Origin of the sequence: Bradyrhizobium sp. SPXBL-02 (genome assembly GCF_051853065.1) — a bacterium.
Lineage (GTDB): Bacteria > Pseudomonadota > Alphaproteobacteria > Rhizobiales > Xanthobacteraceae > Bradyrhizobium.
Genome location: NZ_CP182474.1, coordinates 5,679,664 through 5,702,916, shown reverse-complemented (window position 1 = coordinate 5,702,916; position 23,253 = coordinate 5,679,664). Strand labels below are relative to the sequence as shown.

General features: G+C 65.8%; 18 protein-coding genes. 15 read left to right on the top strand and 3 right to left on the bottom strand.

The genetic code is table 11. The annotated features are described in order from the left end of the window. Positions 1-88: 88 nt before the first annotated feature. The 3 genes from hpaE to hpaH are packed head-to-tail and all read right to left on the bottom strand — an operon-like array spanning position 89 to position 2,853. The gene (hpaE, locus tag ACNJYD_RS26625) at positions 89-1,627 is read right to left on the bottom strand and encodes a 5-carboxymethyl-2-hydroxymuconate semialdehyde dehydrogenase (RefSeq protein ID WP_439363790.1); all 1,539 of its coding nucleotides are present in this window, start codon (positions 1,625-1,627) and stop codon (positions 89-91) included. Continuing rightward, positions 1,620-2,018 carry a 5-carboxymethyl-2-hydroxymuconate Delta-isomerase gene (locus ACNJYD_RS26620; RefSeq protein ID WP_439363789.1) on the bottom strand — a complete coding sequence of 133 codons (399 nt, stop codon included), beginning with the start codon at positions 2,016-2,018 and terminating at the stop codon, positions 1,620-1,622. Before ACNJYD_RS26620 ends, hpaE begins: the two co-directional genes overlap by 8 nt. Before the next feature lie 28 nt (positions 2,019-2,046). Continuing rightward, positions 2,047-2,853 carry a 2-oxo-hept-4-ene-1,7-dioate hydratase gene (hpaH, locus tag ACNJYD_RS26615; RefSeq protein WP_439363788.1) on the bottom strand — a complete coding sequence of 269 codons (807 nt, stop codon included), beginning with the start codon at positions 2,851-2,853 and terminating at the stop codon, positions 2,047-2,049. Positions 2,854-2,963: 110 nt separating this feature from the next. Here hpaH and hpaR point away from each other — a divergent pair, with 110 nt between their 5' ends. The 15 genes from hpaR to ACNJYD_RS26540 all read left to right on the top strand — a co-directional run bounded on the left by hpaR (position 2,964) and on the right by ACNJYD_RS26540 (position 23,170). Then, on the top strand, positions 2,964-3,482 hold the full coding sequence (gene hpaR / locus ACNJYD_RS26610; protein WP_172784100.1) for a homoprotocatechuate degradation operon regulator HpaR: 519 nt from the start codon (positions 2,964-2,966) through the stop codon (positions 3,480-3,482). A 115-nt stretch (positions 3,483-3,597) separates the two neighbouring features. Continuing rightward, positions 3,598-4,374 carry an HpcH/HpaI aldolase family protein gene (locus ACNJYD_RS26605; protein WP_212259742.1) on the top strand — a complete coding sequence of 259 codons (777 nt, stop codon included), beginning with the start codon at positions 3,598-3,600 and terminating at the stop codon, positions 4,372-4,374. Positions 4,375-4,548: 174 nt separating this feature from the next. Beyond that, positions 4,549-6,072, top strand: coding sequence for a UxaA family hydrolase (locus ACNJYD_RS26600; protein ID WP_439363787.1), 1,524 nt, complete (start codon positions 4,549-4,551; stop codon positions 6,070-6,072). 170 nt (positions 6,073-6,242) lie between these two features. Next, complete coding sequence (locus ACNJYD_RS26595; RefSeq protein ID WP_212259738.1) at positions 6,243-6,764, top strand: PAS domain-containing protein; 522 nt, start codon at positions 6,243-6,245, stop codon at positions 6,762-6,764. Beyond that, entirely contained in the window at positions 6,742-8,046 is a 1,305-nt protein-coding gene (locus tag ACNJYD_RS26590) for a methyl-accepting chemotaxis protein (protein ID WP_439363786.1), read from the top strand. Before ACNJYD_RS26595 ends, ACNJYD_RS26590 begins: the two co-directional genes overlap by 23 nt. A gap of 278 nt (positions 8,047-8,324) precedes the next feature. Next, positions 8,325-11,594, top strand: a complete 3,270-nt coding sequence (locus ACNJYD_RS26585; RefSeq protein WP_439363785.1) for a DUF2126 domain-containing protein — start codon at positions 8,325-8,327, stop codon at positions 11,592-11,594. A gap of 27 nt (positions 11,595-11,621) precedes the next feature. Further along, positions 11,622-14,147 carry a circularly permuted type 2 ATP-grasp protein gene (locus ACNJYD_RS26580; protein WP_439363784.1) on the top strand — a complete coding sequence of 842 codons (2,526 nt, stop codon included), beginning with the start codon at positions 11,622-11,624 and terminating at the stop codon, positions 14,145-14,147. Further along, complete coding sequence (locus ACNJYD_RS26575) at positions 14,144-15,022, top strand: transglutaminase family protein (RefSeq protein WP_439363783.1); 879 nt, start codon at positions 14,144-14,146, stop codon at positions 15,020-15,022. The genes ACNJYD_RS26580 and ACNJYD_RS26575 overlap by 4 nt, the downstream gene beginning before the upstream one ends. Before the next feature lie 252 nt (positions 15,023-15,274). Further along, the gene (locus ACNJYD_RS26570) at positions 15,275-16,102 is read left to right on the top strand and encodes an HD domain-containing protein (RefSeq protein ID WP_172784107.1); all 828 of its coding nucleotides are present in this window, start codon (positions 15,275-15,277) and stop codon (positions 16,100-16,102) included. 106 nt (positions 16,103-16,208) lie between these two features. Further along, positions 16,209-17,102 carry an alpha/beta fold hydrolase gene (locus ACNJYD_RS26565; protein ID WP_439363782.1) on the top strand — a complete coding sequence of 298 codons (894 nt, stop codon included), beginning with the start codon at positions 16,209-16,211 and terminating at the stop codon, positions 17,100-17,102. A gap of 169 nt (positions 17,103-17,271) precedes the next feature. After that, positions 17,272-17,898 carry a GTP cyclohydrolase I FolE gene (folE, locus tag ACNJYD_RS26560; RefSeq protein ID WP_439363781.1) on the top strand — a complete coding sequence of 209 codons (627 nt, stop codon included), beginning with the start codon at positions 17,272-17,274 and terminating at the stop codon, positions 17,896-17,898. Between the two features lie 27 nt (positions 17,899-17,925). Further along, positions 17,926-19,449, top strand: a complete 1,524-nt coding sequence (locus ACNJYD_RS26555; protein ID WP_439363780.1) for an FAD-dependent oxidoreductase — start codon at positions 17,926-17,928, stop codon at positions 19,447-19,449. A gap of 127 nt (positions 19,450-19,576) precedes the next feature. After that, positions 19,577-20,152, top strand: coding sequence for an HdeD family acid-resistance protein (locus ACNJYD_RS26550; protein ID WP_172784111.1), 576 nt, complete (start codon positions 19,577-19,579; stop codon positions 20,150-20,152). 123 nt (positions 20,153-20,275) lie between these two features. After that, entirely contained in the window at positions 20,276-21,487 is a 1,212-nt protein-coding gene (locus ACNJYD_RS26545) for an ABC transporter substrate-binding protein (protein ID WP_439363779.1), read from the top strand. A 465-nt stretch (positions 21,488-21,952) separates the two neighbouring features. Continuing rightward, entirely contained in the window at positions 21,953-23,170 is a 1,218-nt protein-coding gene (locus ACNJYD_RS26540) for an acyl-CoA dehydrogenase family protein (protein WP_439363778.1), read from the top strand. Positions 23,171-23,253: the final 83 nt, after the last annotated feature.

Below are 23,253 nucleotides of genomic sequence, written 5' to 3'. Positions count from 1 at the left end.
CGCAGAGCCGAGCCCGGAATCCATCGCGCAGCAGAGTTGGTGGATGAATGGATTCCGGGCTCGCGCTCCGCGCGCCCCGGAATGACAATCAAATCCCCAGCTTCTGAATCTTGTGCGTGCCCCGCGCCAGCGAGACGTGCTTGGTTTCCATGTAGAAGTCGAACGAGTAATCGCCGCCGTCGCGGCCGATGCCTGAGGCCTTCATGCCGCCGAACGGCGTCGGCAGGTGGCGGACATTCTCCGAGTTCAGCCAGATCATGCCGGCCTCCAGCGCATCGGCAACGCGCAGTGCGCGGCCAACGTCGTTGGTCCAGACATAGCCTGTCAGGCCATAGCGGATGTCGTTGGCGATCTCCACGGCGTCCTTCTCGTCCTTGAACGGCAGCACGGTGAGGAACGGGCCGAACACCTCCTCCTGCGCCACGCGCATCTTGCCGTGCGCGCCGGTGACCAAGGTGGGCTCGACATAATGTCCGCCGCCCGGCCCGTCATAGGCCTTGCCGCCGACCGCGATCGTGGCGCCGTCCTGGCGCGCGACGTCGAAATAGGAACACACCTTGGCCAGATGCCGCTCGTGGATCAGCGGCCCGATCTCGGTGGCGGGATCGAGGGGATGGCCGACCCTCAGCGCCTTCACCCGTGCGGTCAGCTTCTCCACGAACTTGTCCGCGATGCTCTGCTGGATCAGCAGCCGGCTCGATGAGGTGCAGCGCTCGCCGTTGAGCGAGTAGATCATGAACACGACGGCGTCGAGCGCGCGGTCGAGATCGGCGTCGTCGAACACGATCACCGGGTTCTTGCCGCCGAGCTCGAAATGCACGCGCTTCAGCGTCGGCGCGCCCTGCATCATGATGGCCGAGCCCGTCGCGCTCTCGCCGACGAAGCCGATCGCCTTGATGGCGGGATGCTCGGTCAGCGCCTTGCCCGCTTCCTCGCCAAAGCCGTGCACGGTGTTGAGCACGCCGTCGGGAACGCCGGCGTCCTTGACGAGCTTCGCCAGGATAGAGGCCGTCACCGGCGACCATTCGGCCGGCTTGTGCACGACGGTGCAGCCGGCGGCCAGCGCCGGGGCGATCTTCCAGGTCGAGAGCATGAACGGCGTGTTCCACGGCGTGATCACGCCGACGGGACCGATCGGCACGCGCGTTGAGACGTTCCAGTGCTCGTCGCTCGGCGTGTTGAGGCCGTCGCGTGCCTCCGCGCATTTGTCGGCGAAGAAGCGGAAATTCTCCGCGGCGCGGATCGCGGCCTTGGCCATGAAGCGATAGGCCTGGCCGGTGTCGATGCATTCGAGCACCGCGATGTCGTCGGCATTGTCCTCGATCGCGTCGGCCACCCGATGCAGCAGCTTCTTCCGCATCGCCGGCCCGATGTCGCGCCAGGACTTGAACGCGAGCGCCGCCGCGGTCGCCGCCGCGTCGATATCCTCCGCATTGCCCCGCGCCACGCTGGCGAGCACGGCACCATCGACCGGCGATCTGGTCTCGAAGGTCTCGCCTGAGATCGAGGCGACGGTCTTGCCGTCGATCATGTGGCCGATGCCGTCCGCGCGCAGAGTCTTCAGCAGCGGCGCGACGCGGTCGCGGTTGGCCTGGAATAGATCGGCTTTCGGCGTGGGCTTATCCATGAGCGGCCTCCGCTTTCAGGGCGTCGTGAATATTGTTGCGCTTCCAGCTGGTGTCCTTGTCGTTGATCTGCATGTCGAACGACAGAGCGAACTTGCTGGCGGCGAAGACGGGGTCGAGATGTTTCGAGAGCGCCTGAAAAACATGCTCGCCGGCTTTCTGGCGGGTGGGAAGGTCGCGGCCCTCGCCGATGCGCAGCACCATGTCCAGGAACCCGTAGTCCTGCCGCGCATCCGCGATCGCATAATGCTCGCACCTGACAGCCCGAACGCGGATGCCGCCGAGCGGGAAGATGCCGGTCTCGCTGGCTGCCTTGCGCACGACCTCGCACACCCCAGCGATGTCGAGGCGGCCGTCGAGATTGGCCGAATATTCGATGGTGAAATGCGGCATCGCGGTTTCACTCCCTGTCGTCTTTCGTTTACGCGAAGTAGCAGCTCACCGAGCCGTAGGCGCCATAATCGGCCTGGATTGTGTCGCCCTTGCGGGTCTCGATCGGGCGGATGAACGAGCCGGCGAGCACGACCTGGCCCGGCTCCAGCGCCAGCCCAAGCGGGGCGATCTTGTTGGCGAGCCAGGCGACTGCGGTCGCGGGATGGTTGAGCACGCCGGCGGCAAGGCCGGTCTCTTCCAGCTGGCCGTTCTTGAAGCACAGCGCACCGATCCAGCGCAGGTCAGCATCGAGCGGGCGGATCGGCCGCCCGCCGAGCACGATGCCGGCATTCGCCGCATTGTCGGCGATGGTGTCGAAGATCTTGCGCGTCGCCTTGGTCTTGGGATCGACGCGCTCGATCCGCGTATCCAGGATCTCCAGCGCCGGCACCACGAAGTCGGTGGCGTTGAGCACGTCGAATAGCGTGCATTCGGGCCCCGAAAGGCGCTTGCTCATGACGAAGGCGAGCTCGGCTTCGACGCGCGTCGCGATGAAGCGCTCGGTCGGCACCAATCCGCCATCGGCGAAGAACATGTCGTCGAGCAGCACGCCGGAATCCGGCTCGTCAATGCCAAGCGCGCTCTGCATCGCCTTCGAGGTCAGGCCGATCTTGTGGCCTTTGACCACCCGACCCTCGGCGATCTTGACGTCGACCCAGGCCTTCTGAATCGCGTAGGCGTCCGCGATGGTGATGTCGGGGAAGTCTTGCGAGAGCTGCCGGATCTGCGTGCGGGTTTTCTCCGCCTGGTGCAGACGCCTCGCGCAAGCCTGGATATCGTCGTTGGAAAGCGCCATCCGTGATCTTACAAATCGTGGTGCCGCGAGATACTTAACATGTTAAGTGAATGCGTCAAACACAAATTCGACTTGCTGCACTGCAAACGTTTTGCGGCTTAAAGGGCGTCATGACCAAGAAATCCGCCGATCCCGCCAACGGTCACCCGCCGGCCGCGCGCCAGGTGCCGATGCGCGATTTTTCGCGCTCGCTGCCGATGTCGTTGCTGCGGGCCCGGGAAGCGGTGATGCGGCAGTTTCGTCCCTCGCTGCGCGAGCACGGCCTGACCGAGCAGCAATGGCGCATCCTGCGGGCGCTGGCGGCGATCGAGGCGGTCGAGGTCACGGAACTCGCGCGCACCGCGTTCCTGCTCGGGCCGAGCCTGTCGCGCATCCTGCGCGATCTCGAGGCCCGCAACCTGATCGAGCGCAAGACCGCGAAAGCCGATCAGCGCCGCAGCATGGTCTCGATCTCGAAGGAAGGGCTGAAGCTGATGGCTTCGGTCGCGCCGACGTCGGAGGCGATCTATGCCGAGATCACGCGGCGCTTTGGCGCCCGCAAGCTCGCCGAATTGCAGGAGATGCTCGGCGAGCTCGAACGGAGCCTTGCGGGGCTCGGAGGCGCGGACGAGACAATAGCCGAGGAGTGAAACCAGATATGCGTGCGTGCGCGGCGAGAGCCATGGACATTCACGCTTTTTTTCGCTCAAAGTGCGGCCCAACCCGATCCGCGGCGAGTGAGAGCAACAGGGAAGGAAAGGCAACGTGGCGAATAAAGTCAAAGAGATCTGGAAGTCGGGCAAGGCCGTCGTCAACGCGTGGCTTGCCATACCCTCCGGCTTCTCGGCCGAGATGATCGCGCAATGCGGCTTCGACAGCGTCACGGTCGACATGCAGCACGGCGTGCAGGACTATCTCTCGATGGTGCAGTGCTTCCAGGCCATGGACAAGCATCCGATCACCCCGATGGTCCGCGTGCCCTGGAACGAGCCCGGCATCATCGGCAAGGTGCTCGACGGCGGCGCCTATGGCGTGATCTGCCCGATGGTCAACACGCCGCAGGAAGCCCGGAACCTGGTCTCCTATTCGAAATATCCGCCCAAGGGCGTGCGCTCCAACGGTCCGATCCGCGCCGGCATGTACGGCACCGCGGGTTCGTACCAGAAGACGGCCAACGACGAGATCGTGCTGCTGCCGATGATGGAGACGCGGACTGCCGTCGAGAACATGGAAGCGATCCTCGACGTCGAAGGCATCGACGGCGTCTATATCGGCCCGTCCGATCTCGGCTTCTCCTACGGCCTCGAGCCCAAGCTCGACCGCAGCGAGCCCGAGATCCTCGCGATCTACGAGAAGATTATCAAGGAATGCAGCAAGCGCGGCCTCAACCCGGGCATTCATTGCAGCGGCGCCGAAGGCGCGGCGCGCGCCATCAACATGGGCTTCAAGCTGGTGACGCTGTCCAATGAAGTCGGCCTGATGACGACCTACGCCAAGATGCAGGTGAACGCGACCCGCAAGGATTCAGGCGGTAAGGCTTGAGCTCTTTCCCTCTCCCCGTTCTTACGGGGAGAGGGTCAGGGTGAGGGGCCTCTCTCAACACGACTAATCTAACGATCGAACGCGCGGCTTGTCCCTCACCCGGATCGCTGCGCGATCCGACCTCTCCCCGTAAGAACGGGGAGAGGTGAAGTAAGAGACCCAAGGAGACTTCCCATGACCATCAGCCCCGTCATCCGCCTGCATCCCGATGATGGCGTGGTGATCGCGCGCGCGAGCCTGCCGCCGGGAACATTGGTCGCCGACGGCGTGAGCACGGTCGATCGCATCCCCTCCGGCCACAAGGTCGCGATCAAGCCGATCGCGGTAGGAGAGCCGATCAGGCGCTACGGTCAGATCATCGGCTTTGCCACGCAAGCGATCGCGCCGGGCCAGCACGTGCACGTGCAGAACTGCGGCATGGGTGATTTCTCGAAGGACTATGCCTATTGCGTCGACGTCAAGCCGACGCCGAACTTCGACCTGCCGGCGACCTTCGAAGGCATCCGCCGTCCGGACGGCCGCGTCGCCACGCGCAACTATATCGGCATCCTCACCTCGGTGAATTGCAGCGCGCATGTCGCAAGCCTCGTTGCCGACGTCTTCAAGAAGAATCCGTTCACCGGCGACAATCCGCTGGCCGATTTCCCCAACGTCGACGGCGTGGTCGCGCTGACCCACAAAACGGGCTGCGGCATGACGCAGAACGAGCCGCTGGCATTGCTCCGCCGCACGCTCGGCGGCTATGCGCGGCACGTCAATTTCTCCCACGTCATCGTGCTCGGCCTCGGCTGCGAGGTGAACCAGATCGGCGGTCTGATGGAAGAGCAGAAGCTCGCCGGACGCCTGCGCGCGATGGACATCCAGGAGGTCGGCGGCACCCGCAAGACGGTCGAAGCCGGCATCGCTTTCGTGCGCGAGGCGCTGACTGACGCCAACAAGGTCAAGCGCGAGACGGTGCCGGCGAGCGAGCTCACCGTGGCGCTGCAATGCGGCGGCTCGGACGGCTATTCCGGCGTGTCGGCCAATCCCGCGCTCGGCGCGGCCAGCGACCTCATCGTGCGCCACGGCGGCACCGTGATCCTGTCGGAGACGCCGGAGACCTACGGCGCCGAGCATCTCTTGACGCGCCGCGCCGTCAGCCGCGAGGTCGGCGAGAAGCTGGTCGACCTCATGCGCTGGTGGGACGAGTACACGACGCGCGAAGGCGCCGAGATGAACGCCAATCCCAGCCCCGGCAACAAGGCCGGCGGCCTCACCACCATCCTGGAGAAGTCGCTCGGCGCGATGGCGAAGGCCGGCACCACCAACCTCGTCGAGGTGCTGCGCTATGCCGAGCCCGTCACCAAGAAGGGCTTCGTGTTCATGGACACGCCCGGCTACGATCCGGTCGCCGCGACCGGACAGGTCGCCGGCGGCGCCAATCTCGTCTGCTTCACCACGGGCCGCGGCAGCGTGTTCGGCTGCAAGCCGGCGCCCTCGATCAAGCTCGCCACCAACACGCCCATGTACAAGCGCATGGAAGAGGACATGGACGTCAATTGCGGCACCATCCTCGAAGGCGAGGAGAGCGTCGAACAATGCGGCCAGCGCATCTTCGAGCTCATCCTCAAGACTGCCTCGGGCCAGCCGACCAAGAGCGAGAGCTTTGATTTCGGCGGCGCCGAGTTCGCGCCCTGGGTGCTGGGCGCGACGATGTGATGGTGCTGATGCACCTCGCTGCAGGATGCCGACACCTACGTACTCATACGTAGGTGTCATATGACCGCAGGAGTTTCCGCGGTCACTCGGGATTAACATTTCGCACCGTATTCGTGAGGTGATGCGGGCTACCCTTCGAGGGCGCTGCCCTTCGACAGGATTCGTCAACGATGACGCATGCGATACGGCCGACTGGCGTGGAAAATCTCCTCGGCGAGGAGGAGCTGATCGTGTCCAAGACCGATCTCAAGGGCCGCATCACCTACGCCAACGACGTCTTCATCCGGATGGCGAAATATTCTTACGCCGAGCTGATGGGCGCGCCCCACAGCCTGATCCGCCATCCCGACATGCCGCGCGCCGTCTTCAAGCTGCTCTGGGACACGCTGCAGTCCAGGCAGGAGATCTTCGCCTACGTCGTCAACCTGGCGAAGGACGGCAGTCATTACTGGGTGTTCGCCCACGTCACGCCGACGTTCGACGAGCGCGGCAACATCGTCGGCTATCACTCCAACCGTCGCAAGCCGGATCCCGCGCAGATCGAGCGCATCAAGCCGATCTACAAGACGCTGTGCGCCGAAGAGGCGCGGCATGCCAATGCCAAGGAGGGCATGCAGGCAAGCTTCGAGGCGATGATCGGGCTGCTCAAGCAACAGGGTGTCGGTTACGATGAATTTGTGCTCTCTCTCTAAGGCGCAGGGAGCGACCGCGCTCGCGTGTGGTCTTGCCGTCGTCGCGTTCGTTCTCTCTCTTCTCGGCATGACCGGGATCACGAGTGCCGCTCTGCTTGGCGCGACGATCGCGCTCTCCGGCTATGCCGTCTGGTGTCAGCACCGCACCGCGGTTGCCGTCGACGAGGTCGCTGATGTGTGCCGGAAGGCGGCGGGCGGCGATCTCGAGGCGCGCATCCTCAGCGAGCGGCAGGCCGGGCGGATCGGGGCGATCCAGAAATCCGTCAACGACATGCTCGACATAACCGATGCGTTCCAGCGCGAAGCCTCGGCCTCGATGGAGTATGCCAGCCACGGCAAGCATTTCCGCAAGATCCTGGCGCGCGGATTGCCTGGCTCGTTCCGCCGCTCGGCAACCGTCATCAATGCCGGCACCGACAGCCTCGGCCGCAGGGTCGTCGAGATCGCGGATCTCGCCAGGCAGTTCGGCACGCATCTCGACCAGGTTGCGGGCACGCTGATGGGCGCCGCGACCGATCTCGAATCCGACGCCGGCCAGATGGCGGCGGCGGCGGAGAAGACCAGCCTGCAGACCTCCGGCGTGCTCTCTGCCTCCGACCAGGCCTCGCGCAACGTTGCCACCGTCGCCAGCGCCGCCGAGCAGCTCGCATCGTCGATCGCCGAAATCAACCGCCAGGTGGCCGGCTCGACCGCGAGCACGGGGCGGGCGGTGAACGAAGCCAATCGCGCCGGCAGCGAGATCCGGAGCCTTGCGGACGCCGCGATGCAGATCGGCGACGTCGTCAAGCTGATCAGCGAGATCGCCTCGCAGACCAACCTGCTCGCGCTCAACGCCACCATCGAGGCGGCCCGCGCAGGGGAGGCCGGCCGCGGCTTCGCAGTGGTGGCCTCCGAGGTCAAGAGCCTCGCCAACCAGACCGCCAAGGCGACCGAGGAGATCAGCGCCAAGGTCGGCGAGATGCAACAATCGACCACCAATTCGGTCGCGGCCGTCGAGGCGATCGCGCAGACCATCACCGAGATCAACGGCATCACCGCCTCGATCGCGGCCTCGATCGAGCAGCAGGGGGCGGCGACGCGCGAGATCGCCCGCAACGTTCACGAAGCCTCCGCCGGCACCTCGCAGGTGTCCTCCAACGTCACAGGCATCAGCGAAGCCGCCGCCGACACCGGCCGCGTCGCTACCCGCGTCAACCACGCCTCCGAACGCGTCCACGGCGAAGTCGAGATACTCCGCCGCGAGGTGACCCAGTTCTTGCAGCGGTTAACGTCCGCGGCGTAACGCGCTCTCTCTTTCCCTCTCCCCTTGCGGGAGAGGGTGGCTCGCCGCGAAGCGGCGAGACGGGTGAGGGGTCTCTTTCCTCACGACCGATCTTGCGACTGGAGAGATACCCCTCATCCGGCGCTTCGCGCCACCTTCTCCCGCAAGGGGAGAAGGAAGAAAGGCGCCCACAATCACCCGCCCCGCATCTTACCTAGGCACACTCTGCCCGTTGTTAGTGCTTGATCGCGTTGACCTCAGGTGTTCTGCTCAAAAAAGCTGCTGGAGCACCGCACCCCGTGTCGATCTACGTCGCGCTACACCACGTCACGCACTACAAATATGACCGCCCGATCGACCTTGGACCGCAGACTATCCGGCTGCGGCCGGCGCCGCATACCCGCACGCCGATCCTGAGCTATTCGCTCAAGGTCACGCCTTCAAATCATTTCGTGAACTGGCAGCAGGACCCGCAGGGCAACTGGCTGGCGCGCTACGTCTTTCCGGAGAAGACCACCGAGCTGAAATTCGAGGTCGACTTCACGGCGCAGATGACCGTGGTCAACCCGTTCGACTTCTTCGTCGAGCCCTATGCCGACAGCTTTCCGTTCGACTATCCCAAGGATTTGAAGACGGAGCTCGCGCCGTACCTCGAGACCATCAAGCCCGATCGCCTGTTCGCCAAGTTCCTCGATACGATCCCGCACGAGGCCCCGAACACCGTCAATTTCCTGGTCGACCTCAACCGCGAGATCCAGAAGAAGGTCCGCTACATAATCCGCATGGAGCCGGGCGTGCAGACGCCGGAGGAGACGCTTGTCTCCGGCGCAGGCTCATGCCGCGATTCCGCGTGGCTGCTGATCCAGACCGTGCGCCATCTCGGGCTCGCCGCCCGCTTCGTCTCCGGCTATCTGGTCCAGATCCGTCCCGACATCGATCCGATCGAGGGACCGCCGGAAGTCGAGAACGATTTTACCGATCTGCACGCCTGGGCCGAGGTCTATCTGCCGGGTGCAGGCTGGATCGGATTCGACGCGACCTCGGGCATGCTCGCAGGCGAAGGGCACATCCCGGTCGCAGCCACGCCGCACTACCGTTCGGCGGCGCCGATCTCGGGAGGGGCCGGCTTTGCCGAGGTCGAGTTCTCCTTCGACATGAGCGTGAAGCGCATCCGCGAGGCGCCGCGCATCACAAAACCGTTCTCCGACGAATCCTGGGCGCGGCTGAACGATCTCGGCGAGCAGGTCGATGGCGATCTCGCCGCCCAGGACGTGCGCCTGACTATGGGCGGCGAGCCGACCTTCGCCTCGGTCGACGATCTCGAGGCGGGCGAGTGGAATACCGAGGCCGTCGGCCCGACCAAACGCGCGCTCGGCGACGATCTGATCCGCCGTCTGCGCACGCGCTTCGCGCCGGGCGGACTGCTGCATTACGGCCAGGGCAAATGGTATCCGGGCGAGAGCCTGCCGCGCTGGGCGTTTGGCCTGTATTGGCGTAAGGACGGCGTGCCGATCTGGAAGAATTCCGACCTCATCGCCAAGATCGAGAATCCGCGCCGTGCCGAGGTGAAGGACGCCGAGGCCTTCATGGAAGGCACGGCGGCCCGGCTCGGCCTCGATGCCGGCTACATCATGCCGGCTTATGAGGACACCGCGTACTGGCTCCAGAAGGAGGCCGAGCTTCCCGTCAACGTCGATCCCTCCGATTCCAAATTATCCGATCCGGAAGCCCGCGCGCGGATGGCACGCGTGTTCAACGAGGGTCTCAACGCACCGCGTGGCTTCGTGCTGCCGGTGCAGCGCTGGAACGCGCCGCCGCGCTGGCGCAGCGAGCGTTGGCAACTCCGGCGCAACCATCTGTTCCTGATGCCCGGCGATTCGCCTCTCGGTTTGCGCCTGCCGATTGGGTCGCTCGGTTACGTCCCGCCCAACCAATATCCCTACATCGTCGAGCAGGACCCGATGGAGGCGCGGGACAAGCTGCCGGTGTTCACGCTCGCCGCGCGTCCGGAATCCCCGCCGCGGGCCGCGCCTGAGCATCTCAACACCTCCGTCCCGGTGCGCACCGCGATGTCGGTCGAAGTCCGCGACGGCGTGCTCTGCGCCTTCATGCCGCCGGTCGAGCGCATCGAGGACTATCTCGAACTCGTTGCCGCGCTCGAAGCCACCGCCGAGGAGATGCAGGTACAGGTCCATGTCGAGGGCTACCCGCCGCCGTTCGATCCGCGCATCGAGGTGATCAAGGTGACGCCCGACCCTGGTGTCATCGAGATCAACATCCAGCCGGCGAAGAGCTGGCGCGATGCGGTCGAGATCACCACCGGCCTCTACGAGGATGCGGCCAAGGTGCGGCTCGGCGCCAACCGCTTCCTGGTCGACGGCCGCCACACCGGCACCGGTGGCGGCAATCACGTCGTGGTCGGCGGCTCCTCTCCGCAGGACTCGCCGTTCCTGCGCCGGCCCGACCTCCTGAAGAGCCTGGTGCTGTATTGGCAGCGCCATCCCGCGCTGTCCTATTTCTTCTCCGGTCTGTTCATCGGCCCGACCAGCCAGGCGCCGCGCATCGACGAGGCGCGCCACGACAGCATCTACGAGCTCGAGATCGCGCTCTCGCACGTGCCGCCGCCGGGCTATCAGACGCCGCTGTGGTTGGTGGACCGGCTGTTCCGGCATCTGCTCGTCGACATCACCGGTAACACCCACCGCGCCGAGATCTGCATCGACAAGCTCTATTCGCCGGAAGGGACGACGGGGCGGCTCGGCCTCGTCGAATTCCGCGCGCTCGAAATGCCGCCGGATCCGCGCATGTCGCTGGCGCAGCAGCTCCTGATCCGCGCGCTGATCGCAAAGTTCTGGCGCGAGCCGCTGAGCGGCAAGTTCGTGCGCTGGGGCACTGCGCTGCACGACCGCTTCATGCTGCCGCATTTCATCTGGGAAGATTTTCTCGACGTGCTCGGCGAGCTCAAGCAATCGGGTTATCCGTTCGAGCCGGAATGGTATCTGGCCCAGCTCGAATTCCGCTTCCCCGCTTTCGGCCGCATCCATCATGGCGGCGTGACGCTGGAACTGCGCCAGGCGCTGGAGCCCTGGCACGTGCTCGGCGAGGAGGGCTCGGCCGGCGGCACCGTGCGCTATGTCGACAGCTCGGTCGAGCGGCTCCAGGTCAAGGCCGAAGGCTTCGTCGAGGGCCGCCACGTCGTCACCTGCAACGGCCGCCGCCTGCCGATGACCCCGACCGGCCGCTCCGGCGAGGCCGTGGCCGCCGTCCGCTTCAAGGCCTGGCAGCCGGCATCCGGCCTGCACCCGACCATCCCCGTCCACGCGCCGCTGACCTTCGACCTGATCGACACCTGGAACGGCCGCTCGCTCGGCGGCTGCGTTTATCACGTCGCCCATCCCGGTGGGCGCAATTACGACACCAAGCCGGTCAACACCTACGAGGCCGAGGCCCGGCGGCTGGCGCGCTTCCAGGACCACGGCCACACCCCGGGGCCGATGCAGCCGCCGCCCGAGGAACGCACAAATGAGTTTCCGCTGACCCTCGACTTGCGGACCCCGCTCCTGCAATGAGTATGATGGTGGGGCAGGGAGAGGCGCATGGCCGAGGGCGCAGCCGAGCAGGACGACAAGGCGGGAAAGGCGCAAGGCCAGCGTGACGGCCAGCGCCGCCTCGCGCAATGGGTCCGCGACTATAGCCGGCTGCCGGGTATCCCCGACGAGTTCTTGAGCCCGGACGGCAGCCCGCGCGCGGTCTGGAGCCGCTTCTTCGACGCCTTCGGCGCGCTGGCGCCCGACGAGATCGAGCGGCGCTTCGGCATGGCCGACCGTCACTTGCGCGAGGCCGGCGTCACCTACCGCGCGCCCGGCGACAGCGCCGACCGGCCCTGGTCGCTCAGCCACCTGCCGCTTCTGATCGATGAAGCCGACTGGCAGCAGCTCTGCGCCGGCATCACCCAGCGCGCCGAGCTGCTCGAGCGCGTGCTGCGCGACATCTATGGCGAGGGGCGCCTCGTGGCGGAAGGCGCGCTCCCGGCTGCGGCGATCGCCGGCAGTCCCGAATATCTCCGTCCCGTCTGCGGCGTGCCGCCGCCGGGCGGACGCTATCTGTCGATCTATGCCGCCGATGTCGGCCGCGGGCCCGACGGGCGCTGGTGGGTGCTCGGCGACCGCACCCAGGCGCCATCAGGCGCGGGCTACGCGCTGGAAAATCGCCTGGTGCTGTCGCGCGCCTTCTCCGATCTCTACAAGTCGATGAACGTGCCGCGTGTCGCGCCGTTCTTCGAGGCGTTCCGCGACAGTCTTCGCGCGCGCGCCGATCGCGACGAGCCGCGCATCGGCGTGCTCACTCCCGGCAGCTTCAGCGAGACCTATTTCGAGCATGCGACGCTGGCGCGCTATCTCGGCTTCCTGCTGGTCGAGGGCGACGATCTCGCGGTCAGCGACAACCGCGTCCACATCCGTACCGTCGCCGGTCTGAAGCGGCTGGATGTGCTCTTGCGCCGGGTCGATTCCAACTCGCTCGACCCGCTCGAGCTCGATGCCTCCTCGCATCTCGGGGTGCCCGGCCTGATCGACGTGTTGCGCAAGGACGGCGTCGTCGTCGCCAACATGCCGGGCTCGGGCGTCTTGGAGGCGCGGGCGCTGCTCGGCTTCCTGCCGGCGCTGAGCCGCCGCCTGCTCGGCGAAGACCTCAAGATGCCGCACATCGCGACCTGGTGGTGCGGCCAGCGCAACGCGCGCGACGAGGTGCTGGCCCGGCTCGACGAAGTTGCGATCGAAGGCGCCTATCGCCGCGGCGTTCCCGGCTTCGGCTCCAGCGGTCCGGTGCTCGCGAGCGAGCTCGACGCCGGCGACCGGCAGCGCCTGATCGATGCGATCAGCGCGCGCGGCATGGACTATGTCGGCCAGGAGGTGGTGCGGCTCTCCACCATGCCGGTGTGGGAGCAGGGCCAGATCACCCCGCGCCCCTTCGTGCTGCGCGTGTTTGCCGCCGCCACACCGGACGGCTGGGCCATCATGCCCGGCGGCTTCTGCCGGATCGCCGAGCAGCCGGACGCGCGCGCGGTGTCGATGGGCGACGGCGCGCGCGCCGCCGACGTCTGGGTCGTCTCCAACAAGCAGGTCGCGACCGCGACGCTTCTGCCCGCGACGGACAAGGTGCGCATCCGCCGCATCGCCGGCGTGCTGCCGAGCCGCGCCGCCGACAATCTGTTCTGGCTCGGCCGCTACCTCGAGCGCGCCGAGGCGACGCTGCGCCTGGTGCGTGCGCTTGGTTCGCCGAGCGGGCCCAACAAGGGCACGGCGGCCTCGGCGCAATCGGCCGAACGCATCCAGCGCCTGCTGGTGGCCTGGGGCGCGGTCTCGCAATCCTCGCGCACGGCCGCGGGGCGCATCGTCGCCGAAGCGCTGCAGAGCGCGGAGCGTTTCGGCTCGGCCCTGTCGCTGGTGCGCGCGGCGCAGCGCACCGCGACCTCCTTGCGCGAGCGGCTGTCGCCCGATGCCTGGCAGGTGATCACGGAAATGGCCGAGCGTCTCGCCTACGAGGTCGAGGACGACGACAGCGTGCTGAGCGCCGCCGAGCTGACCTTGCAGGAGCTGGCGAGCTTCGCAGGCCTTGCGCAGGAGAACATGAACCGCGCCGCCGGCTGGCGGTTCCTCGACATCGGCCGCCGCGTCGAGCGCGCCATCAACACCACGCGCTTCACGCGCCAGTTCGCCTATGACGAGGCTGGCGATGAGGATCTCGACATCCTGCTGACGCTGGTGGACTGCCAGATCACCTACCGCTCGCGTTATCTGCTGGCGCCGATCCTGGCCCCGGTGCGCGACCTCGCGGTGCTCGACGGCTACAATCCGCGTTCGGTGGCGTTTCAGGTGACGACGCTGAACGAGCACATTGCCGCGCTGCCGAGCCTGAAGGAGCACGGCCTGATCGAGAAGCCGCAGCGTCTCGCCGTGGCGATGCAGGCGATGCTCGCGACCGCGGAGGCCGAGAAGCTCGAGGTCAAGACGCTGTTCGCGCTGGAGCAGGATCTGCTCAGCCTCGCCGAAGCGATCGGGCAGCACTACTTCCCGCACGGCCCCAATGCCGCCCGGCCGGAAAAGCTGACGGGGCTGGCGTGATCTACGACATCCGTCACGTCACCACCTACGAGTACGAGAATCCCGTCAGCTTCGCCCGCTGCACGCTGCGGCTGGAGCCCAGAAGCGGCGGCGGCCAGGAGCTGATCTCGCACGAGGTCGAGATCCATCCCCGCCCGTCCGAGCGCAACGTGCGGCGCGACTTCTTCGGCACGCTGACCGAGAGCGTGACGATCGAAGCCGCGCATCGCAATCTGCGCATCGACTCGCGTTCGCGGGTTTCGATCTCGCGCCGGCCGCTGGCGCGCGATGCGGTCAGCCCGCCCTGGGAGAGCATTCGCGACATCGCGTTCGAAGCAACCAGCCTCGGGCCGTCCTCGCCGGTCGGCTATGTCTTTGCCAGCCCCCTGGTGCCGGTGCTGCGCCCGGTCAGCGCCTATGCCGGGATGAGCTTTCCGCCCGGCGCGGGCATCCTCACCGGCGCCGTCGACCTGATGCGGCGCATCCGCAGCGAATTCCGTTACGATCCCAAGGCGACCGTGATCTCGACGCCGCTCGACGAGGTCTTCGACAAGCGTCACGGCGTCTGCCAGGACTTTGCCCATGTCATGATTGCCGGGCTGCGCGGGCTCGGCCTGCCCGCGGCCTATGTCAGCGGCTATTTGCGCACCATTCCGCCGCCGGGCCAGCCGCGGCTGCAAGGTGCCGACGCCACCCACGCCTGGGTGTCGCTGTGGTGCGGGGCCGAGCTCGGCTGGATCGATCTCGATCCGACCAACGATCTCCTCATCGGCAACGATCACATCGTGCTCGCAATGGGGCGCGATTTTTCCGACGTCTCGCCGGTCGACGGCATCATCGTCGGCTCGCCCAAGCAGAAGCTCGCCGTCGCCGTCGACGTGCTGCAGGTGGAGTAGCCGGCCCGCGCGTCCAATTCCCTGCGGTGCCGCGCCCCGAGCGGCGGCAGCGGCTTTCCGGCTGCTTTGGGTTGTGTTAAACTTTGGCCGCAACCGTGATGTTGCGCAGCGAAACGGCGCGGTATTTTCGTATTTTCGTCCCCGACGTTTGGTTACCCGGCCCAAGATGGGCTATGCTCCCCGCTGCGTCGAGGACAAGAATGAGACGTCGGGAGACGGCATGGGACACCAGCGGCGGACGGGGCTGCATCCATGATAACCTTACCGAGACTGGCGGCCGAATCCCTGGAGGAATTCCTCGGCAAGTTCCTGCGTCGCCGGTTCGATGAAACTGCCGCGAGCATCGTGGAGAGTGCGACCCGCACCGCGATGGAGTGTATCGGCAACAGCGATGCGCTCTATCACAATATCGAGCATACGATGCTGGTGACGCTGGCAGCCCAGGCGATCCTCCGCGGCCGAAGTCTTCATACCCATCTGTCGGCCGAGGATTACGTCCACGTCCTGATCGCCTGCCTCGCTCACGACATCGGCTATGTGCGAGGCCTGTTCGAGGAGGACGATGAGGACGGCTTTCTGGTCGACGCGGCCGGCACCAAGGTTTCCCTGCCGCGGGGTGCATCCGATGCCAGCCTGATGATGTATCACGTCGATCGATCGAAATTGTACGTGACGCGGCGACTGCGGCATATTCCGGGACTCGATCCGGAACGCGTCGCCCGTGCCATCGAAGGCACAAGGTTCCCCGCTCAGCAGGGCCAGGACTATGACGACGAAGCTTCGATCCTGCGTGCGGCCGACTTCATCGGCCAGCTCGGCGATCCCAATTATCTGCGCAAGGCCAATGCGCTCTATTACGAGTTCGAGGAGGTCGGCATCAACCGCCAGCTCGGCTACGACTCGCCCGCCGACATCGTGAACCGCTACCCGCAATTCTATTGGAACAGCGTCGCACCGCACATCCAGACCGAGATCGGCTATCTCAACAAGACCGAGATTGGCCGGCAATGGATCGCCAATCTCTACAGCAACGTGTTCCGCGCCGAACGCGACATCTCGCTGTCCGGTCCGCAGAAGTAGATCGGGCTCTCGTAGCCCGGATAAAGCGAAATCCGGGATTCGCGGATGCTCGCGGCGCGGCTTGCGCTGCGCTCCATCCACGTGGCCCCAACGCCGTGAGCAAATCATGCAACAAAAAACCGTCACCACGGATATCCTCGAGATCGCCTATCGCGAATACGGTGCGCCGGACGGCTGGTCCTGCATCATGGGGCACGGCTTTCCCTATGACGTGAACGCCTATGCCGAGACCGCGCCGATCCTCGCCGCAGCTGGCGCACGCGTGCTGGTGCCCTGGCTGCGCGGTTACGGCCCGACGCGGTTTCGCTTCGCCGGGACGCTGCGCTCCGGCGAGCAGGCGGCGCTCGGCGCCGATCTCTTGGCCTTCATGGATGCGCTTCGTATCGAGCGCGCAATCGTCGGTGGTTATGATTGGGGAGGGCGCGCCGCCTGCGTGGTCTCGGCGCTCTATCCGGAGCGCGTGATCGGTCTCGTCTCCGGCAATTCCTACAACATCCAGAACATCGCCCGATCCATGGAGCCGGCTTCGCCGCCGGAGGAGGCGGCGCTCTGGTATCAATATCTCTTCCACAACGAGCGCGGCCGCCGCGCGCTGGAGCGCAACCGCCGCGGCTTTGCGCGTCAGCTCTGGACGATGTGGTCGCCGAAATGGACATTCGACGACGCGACGTTCGAGACGAGCGCTGCATCGTTCGACAATCCTGACTTCGTCGACGTCGTGATCCACTCCTACCGCCACCGCTATGCGCTGGTGGCGGGCGATCCCGCCTATGCGGGAATGGAGGCAAAGCTCTCCGCGCAGCCGCCGATCCGTGTGCCGACGATTGCGATCGACGGCGACAGCGACGGCGTCAATCCCGGCACCGCCCACCACGCGGGCAAGTTCGAGGGATTTTTCGAGCGCCGCGTCTTCACCGATGCCGGTCACAACCTGCCGCAGGAGCGGCCCGCCGAATGGGCGCAGGCCGTGATCGACGTCCGGAAAGCGGCTGCGTCATAGGCAGCGCCGACGCGCCTTCGGCGCTCCTCACCTGAGGCCATGGCGCGCTGGCGCCGGGCCAACGACCCCGTTCGCCAAATTTCCCTGATCTGCGGGAACCTTTTCCGATTGCAGCCGTCCAAGCTGTGGGCCGGCTTCCATAGGCGGGCTCGTTGCAGGGAGGATCTTGATGAAGTCATCAGTGCGCAAGCTGGAACGTGTCGCGGTGGCGCAGGCGCCGTCCGATCGGCCGGACAAAGCGGAGGTCGAGCAGGCGATCCGGACCATGATCCGCTGGGCCGGCGATGATCCCGAGCGCGACGGTTTGCGGGAGACACCTGATCGCGTCGCACGCGCTTTCGAGGAGTATTTTTCCGGATACGCGCAGGACCCGACGGAGATCCTGCAGAAGACCTTCGAGGAGATCGAAGGCTATGACGAGATGATCGTGCTGCGCGGCGTTCGCTTCGAGAGCCATTGCGAGCACCACATGGCGCCGATCGTCGGTCGCGCCTGGGTCGCCTATATTCCGCAGGGGCGCGTCGTCGGCATCAGCAAGCTTGCGCGCGTGGTGGACGTCTACGCGAAACGGCTTCAGATCCAGGAGAAGATGACCGCGCAGATCGCCAACACCATCAACGACGTGCTCAAGCCCGAAGGCGTCGGCGTCATCATCAAGGCGACGCATCATTGCATGACCACGCGCGGTGCGCACAAGCCCGGGACCGATCTCGTCACCAGCCGCATGCTGGGTGTGTTCCGCGACAATGCGCTGACGCGCCAGGAACTGCTGGGGCTCGCCAATTCGGACGATTGACCCCGCGCGCGCAAGGAGGCGTTTGCCATGGCCGAAGACAACAAGCCGAGCGGACCCGACCTGAGCAAAGGCGTGTCGCTGACCGCGTTCAAGGATGGCAAATTGCTCGGTCACGTCGGCGAGGACGACGTTCTGCTGGTGCAAGCCGGCGGCGAGATCTTTGCGATCGAGCCGGCCTGCAGCCATTATCATGGCCCGCTTGCCGACGGCTTGGTGGTGGGCGACAGCATCCGCTGTCCCTGGCATCATGCCTGCTTCTCCTTGCGCACGGGCGAAGCCAGTCGTCCGCCGGCATTGAATGCGCTGGCGGTGTGGGAGGTCGAGCGCGATCGGGACAACATCATCGTTCGGCGCAAGCGCGAGGCACCGAAGCCGCCGGCTGCACATCGCAGCGCGGCAACGCCCGACAAATTCGTCATTGTCGGCGGCGGTGCTGCCGGCTTCGCTGCCGCCGAGACGCTCCGGCGTGAGGGTTTTGCCGGCGCCGTCACCATGCTCAGCAATGACGGCGCGATGCCGGTCGACCGGCCGAACCTCTCGAAGGATTACCTCGCTGGCAATGCGCCGGAGGACTGGTTGCCGTTGCGCGGCGAGGATTATTACCGGGACGCCGGTATCGATCTCAGGCTCAACACCGACGTCGCTGCCATCGGTCTCAAGACGCGCAGTGTGACGCTGGGCAATGGCGACAAGCTCCCATTCGACCGGCTGCTGCTCGCGACCGGCGCCGAGCCGGTCAAGCTGCAGATTCCGGGCGCGGACCAGCCGCATGTTCACACCCTGCGGACCGTCGCCGACAGCCGCGCCATCATCAAGGCCGCAGGGAGTGCGAGGCGCGCGCTGGTGATCGGCGCCAGCTTCATCGGCCTCGAAGTCGCCGCCTCCTTGCGGGCGCGCAAGATCGAGGTGCACGTGGTCGCGCCGGAGGAACGGCCGATGCAGAAGGTGCTCGGCGCCGAGATGGGCGACTTCGTCCGGTCGCTGCACGAAGAAAACGGCGTGATCTTCCACCTGAAGGACACCGTCGACCATCTCGATGGCCTGCGCGCGACGCTGAAAAGCGGCGCCGTCATCGAGGCCGACCTCGTCGTCGTCGGCATCGGCGTCAAGCCGCGCCTTGCGCTCGCCGAGCAGGCGGGACTGGCGGCTGATCGTGGCGTCAGCGTGAGTGAATATCTGGAGACCAGTGTATCCGGCATCTTCGCGGCCGGCGACATTGCCCGCTGGCCTGACTCGCACTCGCGGCAGACCATCCGCGTCGAGCATTGGGTGGTGGCGGAGCGGCAGGGGCAGACCGCGGCGCGCAACATGCTCGGCAGGCGCGAGCGCTTCGATGCGGTGCCGTTCTTCTGGAGCCAGCACTACGACGTGCCGATCAACTATGTCGGCCACGCCGAAAACTTCGACGACATCGCGATCGACGGCAGTATTTCGGGAAGGGACTGCCTGCTGAAGTACCGCAAGGGCGGTCGCGTGCTTGCCGTCGCTTCAATTTATCGCGATCTCGACAATCTCAAGGCCGAGCTCGAAATGGAGCGGCCACGCGGCTGACGCGCCGAATTCGATCTTGATTTGTGTCAACGTTGCCGCAGGTGGGGGCTGCTCTACTGACTGTCGTCCCGGCATGGGGCGTGCTATCCTGGCGCGTGCCCGCGGGCTTCGCATGCAGGAGTGGCCCATGACAAGTGCTTCGGATGCGTCCCGTCATCCCGGTCTCGGCTCGGGTATCTCTGCGCTACACGGCAAATGGGGCTGGATCGTTGCGCTCGGCGTCGTCTATCTCATCGCCGGCTTCGTTGCGCTCGGCAGCATGGTCATGGCGACGGTGGCGAGCGTGATCGTGGTCGGCGCCATGATGATCGTCGCCGGCGTGACGGAGATCATCGGCGCATTCCAGATGAAGAGCTGGGGCAAGTTTCTGATCTGGGCCTTGCTCGGCGTGCTCTATGTCGTCGCCGGCTTCCTGACCTTCGCGAACCCGCTATTCGCGGCAGTCCTGCTGACGTTGTTCCTGGGCGCGTCGCTGATCGCCTCGGGCGTGGTCCGGCTGTTTCTCGCCTTCAGCATGAAGCGCGAGAGCCCGTGGGTCTGGGTCGCGCTCTCGGGCGCCATCACGCTGCTGCTCGGCCTCCTGATCGTGGCGCGCTGGCCGGTGAACAGCGTCTATATCCTCGGCCTGTTTCTCGGTATCGATCTGATGATGGCCGGCGCCGGCTGGATCAGCCTGGGCTTTGCCTTGAAGCGGCGCGGCTAGCGCAACGCCATCAGCAACTCGACGCAAGACCCTCTTGCGGAACTCCGCTGAGCTGAACGTGCTGACAACAAGCAGCACGCCGCGCGACCGTCTCGCGCGGCGATGTTCACCCGGGGAGAAACCATGAAAGCCGCTTTGGCCCTGGCCGCAGCGCTGGCTGCCGCCTGCTTGTCCGACCCTGTCTCGGCGCAGAAATCCTACGGCCCCGGGGTCAGCGACACCGAGATCAAGATCGGCAACACCATGCCCTATAGCGGCCCGGCCTCGCCGCTCAGCATCACGGGACGGGTGATCTCCGCCTATTTCGACGAGATCAACGAGAAGGGCGGCGTTGGCGGCCGCAAGCTCAACCTGATCTCGCTCGACGATGCGTTCTCGCCGCCCAAGACCATGGAAGCCGCGCGGCGCCTCGTGGAAGGCGACGGCGTCGCCTTCATCTTCGCCACCATGGGCACCGCGCCGAGCTCGGCGATCGCAAAATATCTCAACAGCAACAAGGTGCCGCAGATCTTCCTGATCAGCTCGGCCTCGAAATGGAATGATCCCGCCAACATGCCGTGGTCGATCGCGCTGCCCTGGGCGCCGAACTACACCAGCGAGGCCGCGATCGACGTCGCCTATGCCCGCGCCAAGAACCCGAATGCGCGCTTTGCGGTGCTCTACCAGAACGACGACGCCGGCAAGGAATATCTTCGCGGCGTCAAGGAGGCGCTCGGTGCCGACGCCGACAAGGCGATCGCGATGGCGTCGAGCTTCGAGGTCGCCGACCCCACCGTCGATTCCCAGGTGCTGACGCTCGCCAACACCAAGGCCGACGTCTTCATGATCTATTCGGTGACGCCGCGCGCCTGCGCGCAGGCGATCCGCAAGGCGCACGAGGTCGGCTGGCAGCCGACGCGCTTCCTGGCCAGCGGGTGCGCCAACAAGGCCACCGTGATGGTGCCGGCCGGGCTCGAGGCCGGCAAGGGGGTGCTGTCGCTCGGCGCGCTGAAGCCGTTCGTCGAGACGCCGAAGGACGATCCGGCGATGGCGGCCTATATCGACTTCATGAAGAAGCGCCTGCCCAATGCCGACATCAACAACGTCGCCGGCCTCTATGGCTACACCGTCGCGGAGGCACTGGTGGTGCTGCTGAAGCAGTGCAAGGACAATCTGACGCGCGAGAACATCATGGCGCAGGCGGCGAACCTGAAGAATGTGCCGCTGTCGCTCCTGATGCCCGGCATCACCCTCAACACCACGCCGCAGGATTTCCGCCCGATCAAGGACGGCTACATGCTCCAGTTCGACGGCAATGACTGGGTGGTGGCGAGCGAGCTGTTGCGGGGGACGTGAGGCGGAGGCCACAACGACGGTCCACCCTCTCCCCTTGTGGGAGAGGGTGGATGCGCGAAGCGCAGCCGGGTGAGGGGTCTCTCTCCGCGAGTCGTCTCCATCTTGGACTCGCGGAGAGAACCCCTCATCCGGCGCTTCGCGCCACCTTCTCCCACAAGGGGAGAAGGGAAGGGAATCGTAGGGTGGGCAAAGGCGCCCTTGCGCCGTGCCCACCATCTATCAATGATGATCGAAAGAATGCGTGGGCACGCTTCGCTTTGCCCACCCTACAGGACTGAAGGGGACGTGAGGGGCGGCCGAGGAGGCGGTGCACCCTCTCCCCTTGCGGGAGAGGGTGGATGCGCGAAGCGCAGCCGGGTGAGGGGTCTCTCTCCTCACGAACGTTGTCGCCGACGGAGAGAACCCCTCATCCGGCGCTTCGCGCCACCTTCTCCCGCAAGGGGAGAAGGAAGAAGGAGACCCATCATGGACTTTCAACACTCCGCCCGTTCTTTGGAGCTGCAGGAGCGCGTTCGCCAGTTCATGCGCACCCATGTCGAGCCGGTCGAAGAGCTTTATTACGAGCAGGTGAAGCCCGAGGCCGCGCGTTACAAAACACCTGCCGTCTTGCAGGACTTGAAACGGCTGGCGCGGGAGCAGGGGCTGTGGAATCTGTTCCTGTCCGGCGAGCACGGCCCGGGTCTGACCAACCTCGAATACGCGCCGGTGAAGGAGATCATGGGCCGCATCCTCTGGGCGCCCGAAATCTTCAACTGCTCGGCGCCCGATGTCGGCAACATGGAGGTGCTCGCAAACTACGGCACCAAGACGCAGCAGGAGCGTTGGCTGAAGCCGCTTCTGGAGGGGCGGATCCGCTCCGGCTTCTCGATGACGGAGCCGCAGGTCGCCTCCAGCGACGCCACCAACATCCAGTGCGAGATCAAGCGCGACGGCGACGACTACGTCATCAACGGCCGCAAATGGTTCACCTCGGGCGCGATGAACGAGGATTGCGAGATCCTGATCGTGATGGGCAAGACTGCGCCGGACCATCCCGACCGCCATCGCCAGCAATCCATGATCCTGGTGCCGAAGAATACGCGTGGGGTGCGCATCGTACGCGACATGCTCACCTACGGCTATGACGATGCCCCTAGCGGCCATCCCGAGATCGTCTATGACGACGTCCGCGTGCCCGCCGAGAACATTTTGCTCGGCGAGGGCCGTGGCTTCGAGATCGCGCAAGGTCGGCTCGGCCCCGGCCGCATTCATCACTGCATGCGCCTGATCGGCTGCGCCCAGCGTGCGCTGGAATTGATGTGCCAGCGCGCGGTCTCGCGCGTCGCCTTCGGCAAGCCGCTCGCAGAGCAGGGCTCGGTGCGCGAGGACATCGCGCATTCCTTCTGCGAGATCGCACAGGCGCGGCTGCTCACCTTGCAGGCCGCCGACAGGATGGACCGCGAGGGCAACAAGGCCGCGCGCGATCTGATCGCCGCGGCCAAGATCGTGGTCCCCAGCATGGCCGCCCGCGTCATCGATCGTGCCATCCAGATCCATGGCGCCGCCGGCGTGTCGCAGGACACGTTCCTCGCGCGCGCTTACGTCTACGCCCGCTTCATCCGCATCGGCGACGGCCCGGACCAGGTGCACCTCGCCGCGGTGGGCAAGGAGCTGATCAGGCGCGGCGGGGTGATGGCGGGGTAGAGGTGACGTCCTGCGCCAGGATCTGCGCATAGAGGAATGCATTGGACCCGGGCAAGGATTGCGCTTTTCGCTTGTGGCCCATC

Bases quoted from the DNA above. Each gene is read 5' to 3' on its own strand.
- folE (WP_439363781.1), top strand. From the start codon at position 17,272: ATGAAGTCATCAGTGCGCAAGCTGGAACGTGTCGCGGTGGCGCAGGCG.
- ACNJYD_RS26550 (WP_172784111.1), top strand. From the start codon at position 19,577: ATGACAAGTGCTTCGGATGCGTCCCGTCATCCCGGTCTCGGCTCGGGT.
- ACNJYD_RS26545 (WP_439363779.1), top strand. From the start codon at position 20,276: ATGAAAGCCGCTTTGGCCCTGGCCGCAGCGCTGGCTGCCGCCTGCTTG.
- ACNJYD_RS26620 (WP_439363789.1), bottom strand. From the start codon at position 2,018: ATGCCGCATTTCACCATCGAATATTCGGCCAATCTCGACGGCCGCCTC.
- ACNJYD_RS26565 (WP_439363782.1), top strand. From the start codon at position 16,209: ATGCAACAAAAAACCGTCACCACGGATATCCTCGAGATCGCCTATCGC.
- ACNJYD_RS26555 (WP_439363780.1), top strand. From the start codon at position 17,926: ATGGCCGAAGACAACAAGCCGAGCGGACCCGACCTGAGCAAAGGCGTG.
- ACNJYD_RS26600 (WP_439363787.1), top strand. From the start codon at position 4,549: ATGACCATCAGCCCCGTCATCCGCCTGCATCCCGATGATGGCGTGGTG.
- ACNJYD_RS26590 (WP_439363786.1), top strand. From the start codon at position 6,742: ATGAATTTGTGCTCTCTCTCTAAGGCGCAGGGAGCGACCGCGCTCGCG.
- ACNJYD_RS26570 (WP_172784107.1), top strand. From the start codon at position 15,275: ATGATAACCTTACCGAGACTGGCGGCCGAATCCCTGGAGGAATTCCTC.
- ACNJYD_RS26595 (WP_212259738.1), top strand. From the start codon at position 6,243: ATGACGCATGCGATACGGCCGACTGGCGTGGAAAATCTCCTCGGCGAG.
- hpaH (WP_439363788.1), bottom strand. From the start codon at position 2,853: ATGGCGCTTTCCAACGACGATATCCAGGCTTGCGCGAGGCGTCTGCAC.
- ACNJYD_RS26540 (WP_439363778.1), top strand. From the start codon at position 21,953: ATGGACTTTCAACACTCCGCCCGTTCTTTGGAGCTGCAGGAGCGCGTT.
- hpaR (WP_172784100.1), top strand. From the start codon at position 2,964: ATGACCAAGAAATCCGCCGATCCCGCCAACGGTCACCCGCCGGCCGCG.
- ACNJYD_RS26580 (WP_439363784.1), top strand. From the start codon at position 11,622: ATGGCCGAGGGCGCAGCCGAGCAGGACGACAAGGCGGGAAAGGCGCAA.
- hpaE (WP_439363790.1), bottom strand. From the start codon at position 1,627: ATGGATAAGCCCACGCCGAAAGCCGATCTATTCCAGGCCAACCGCGAC.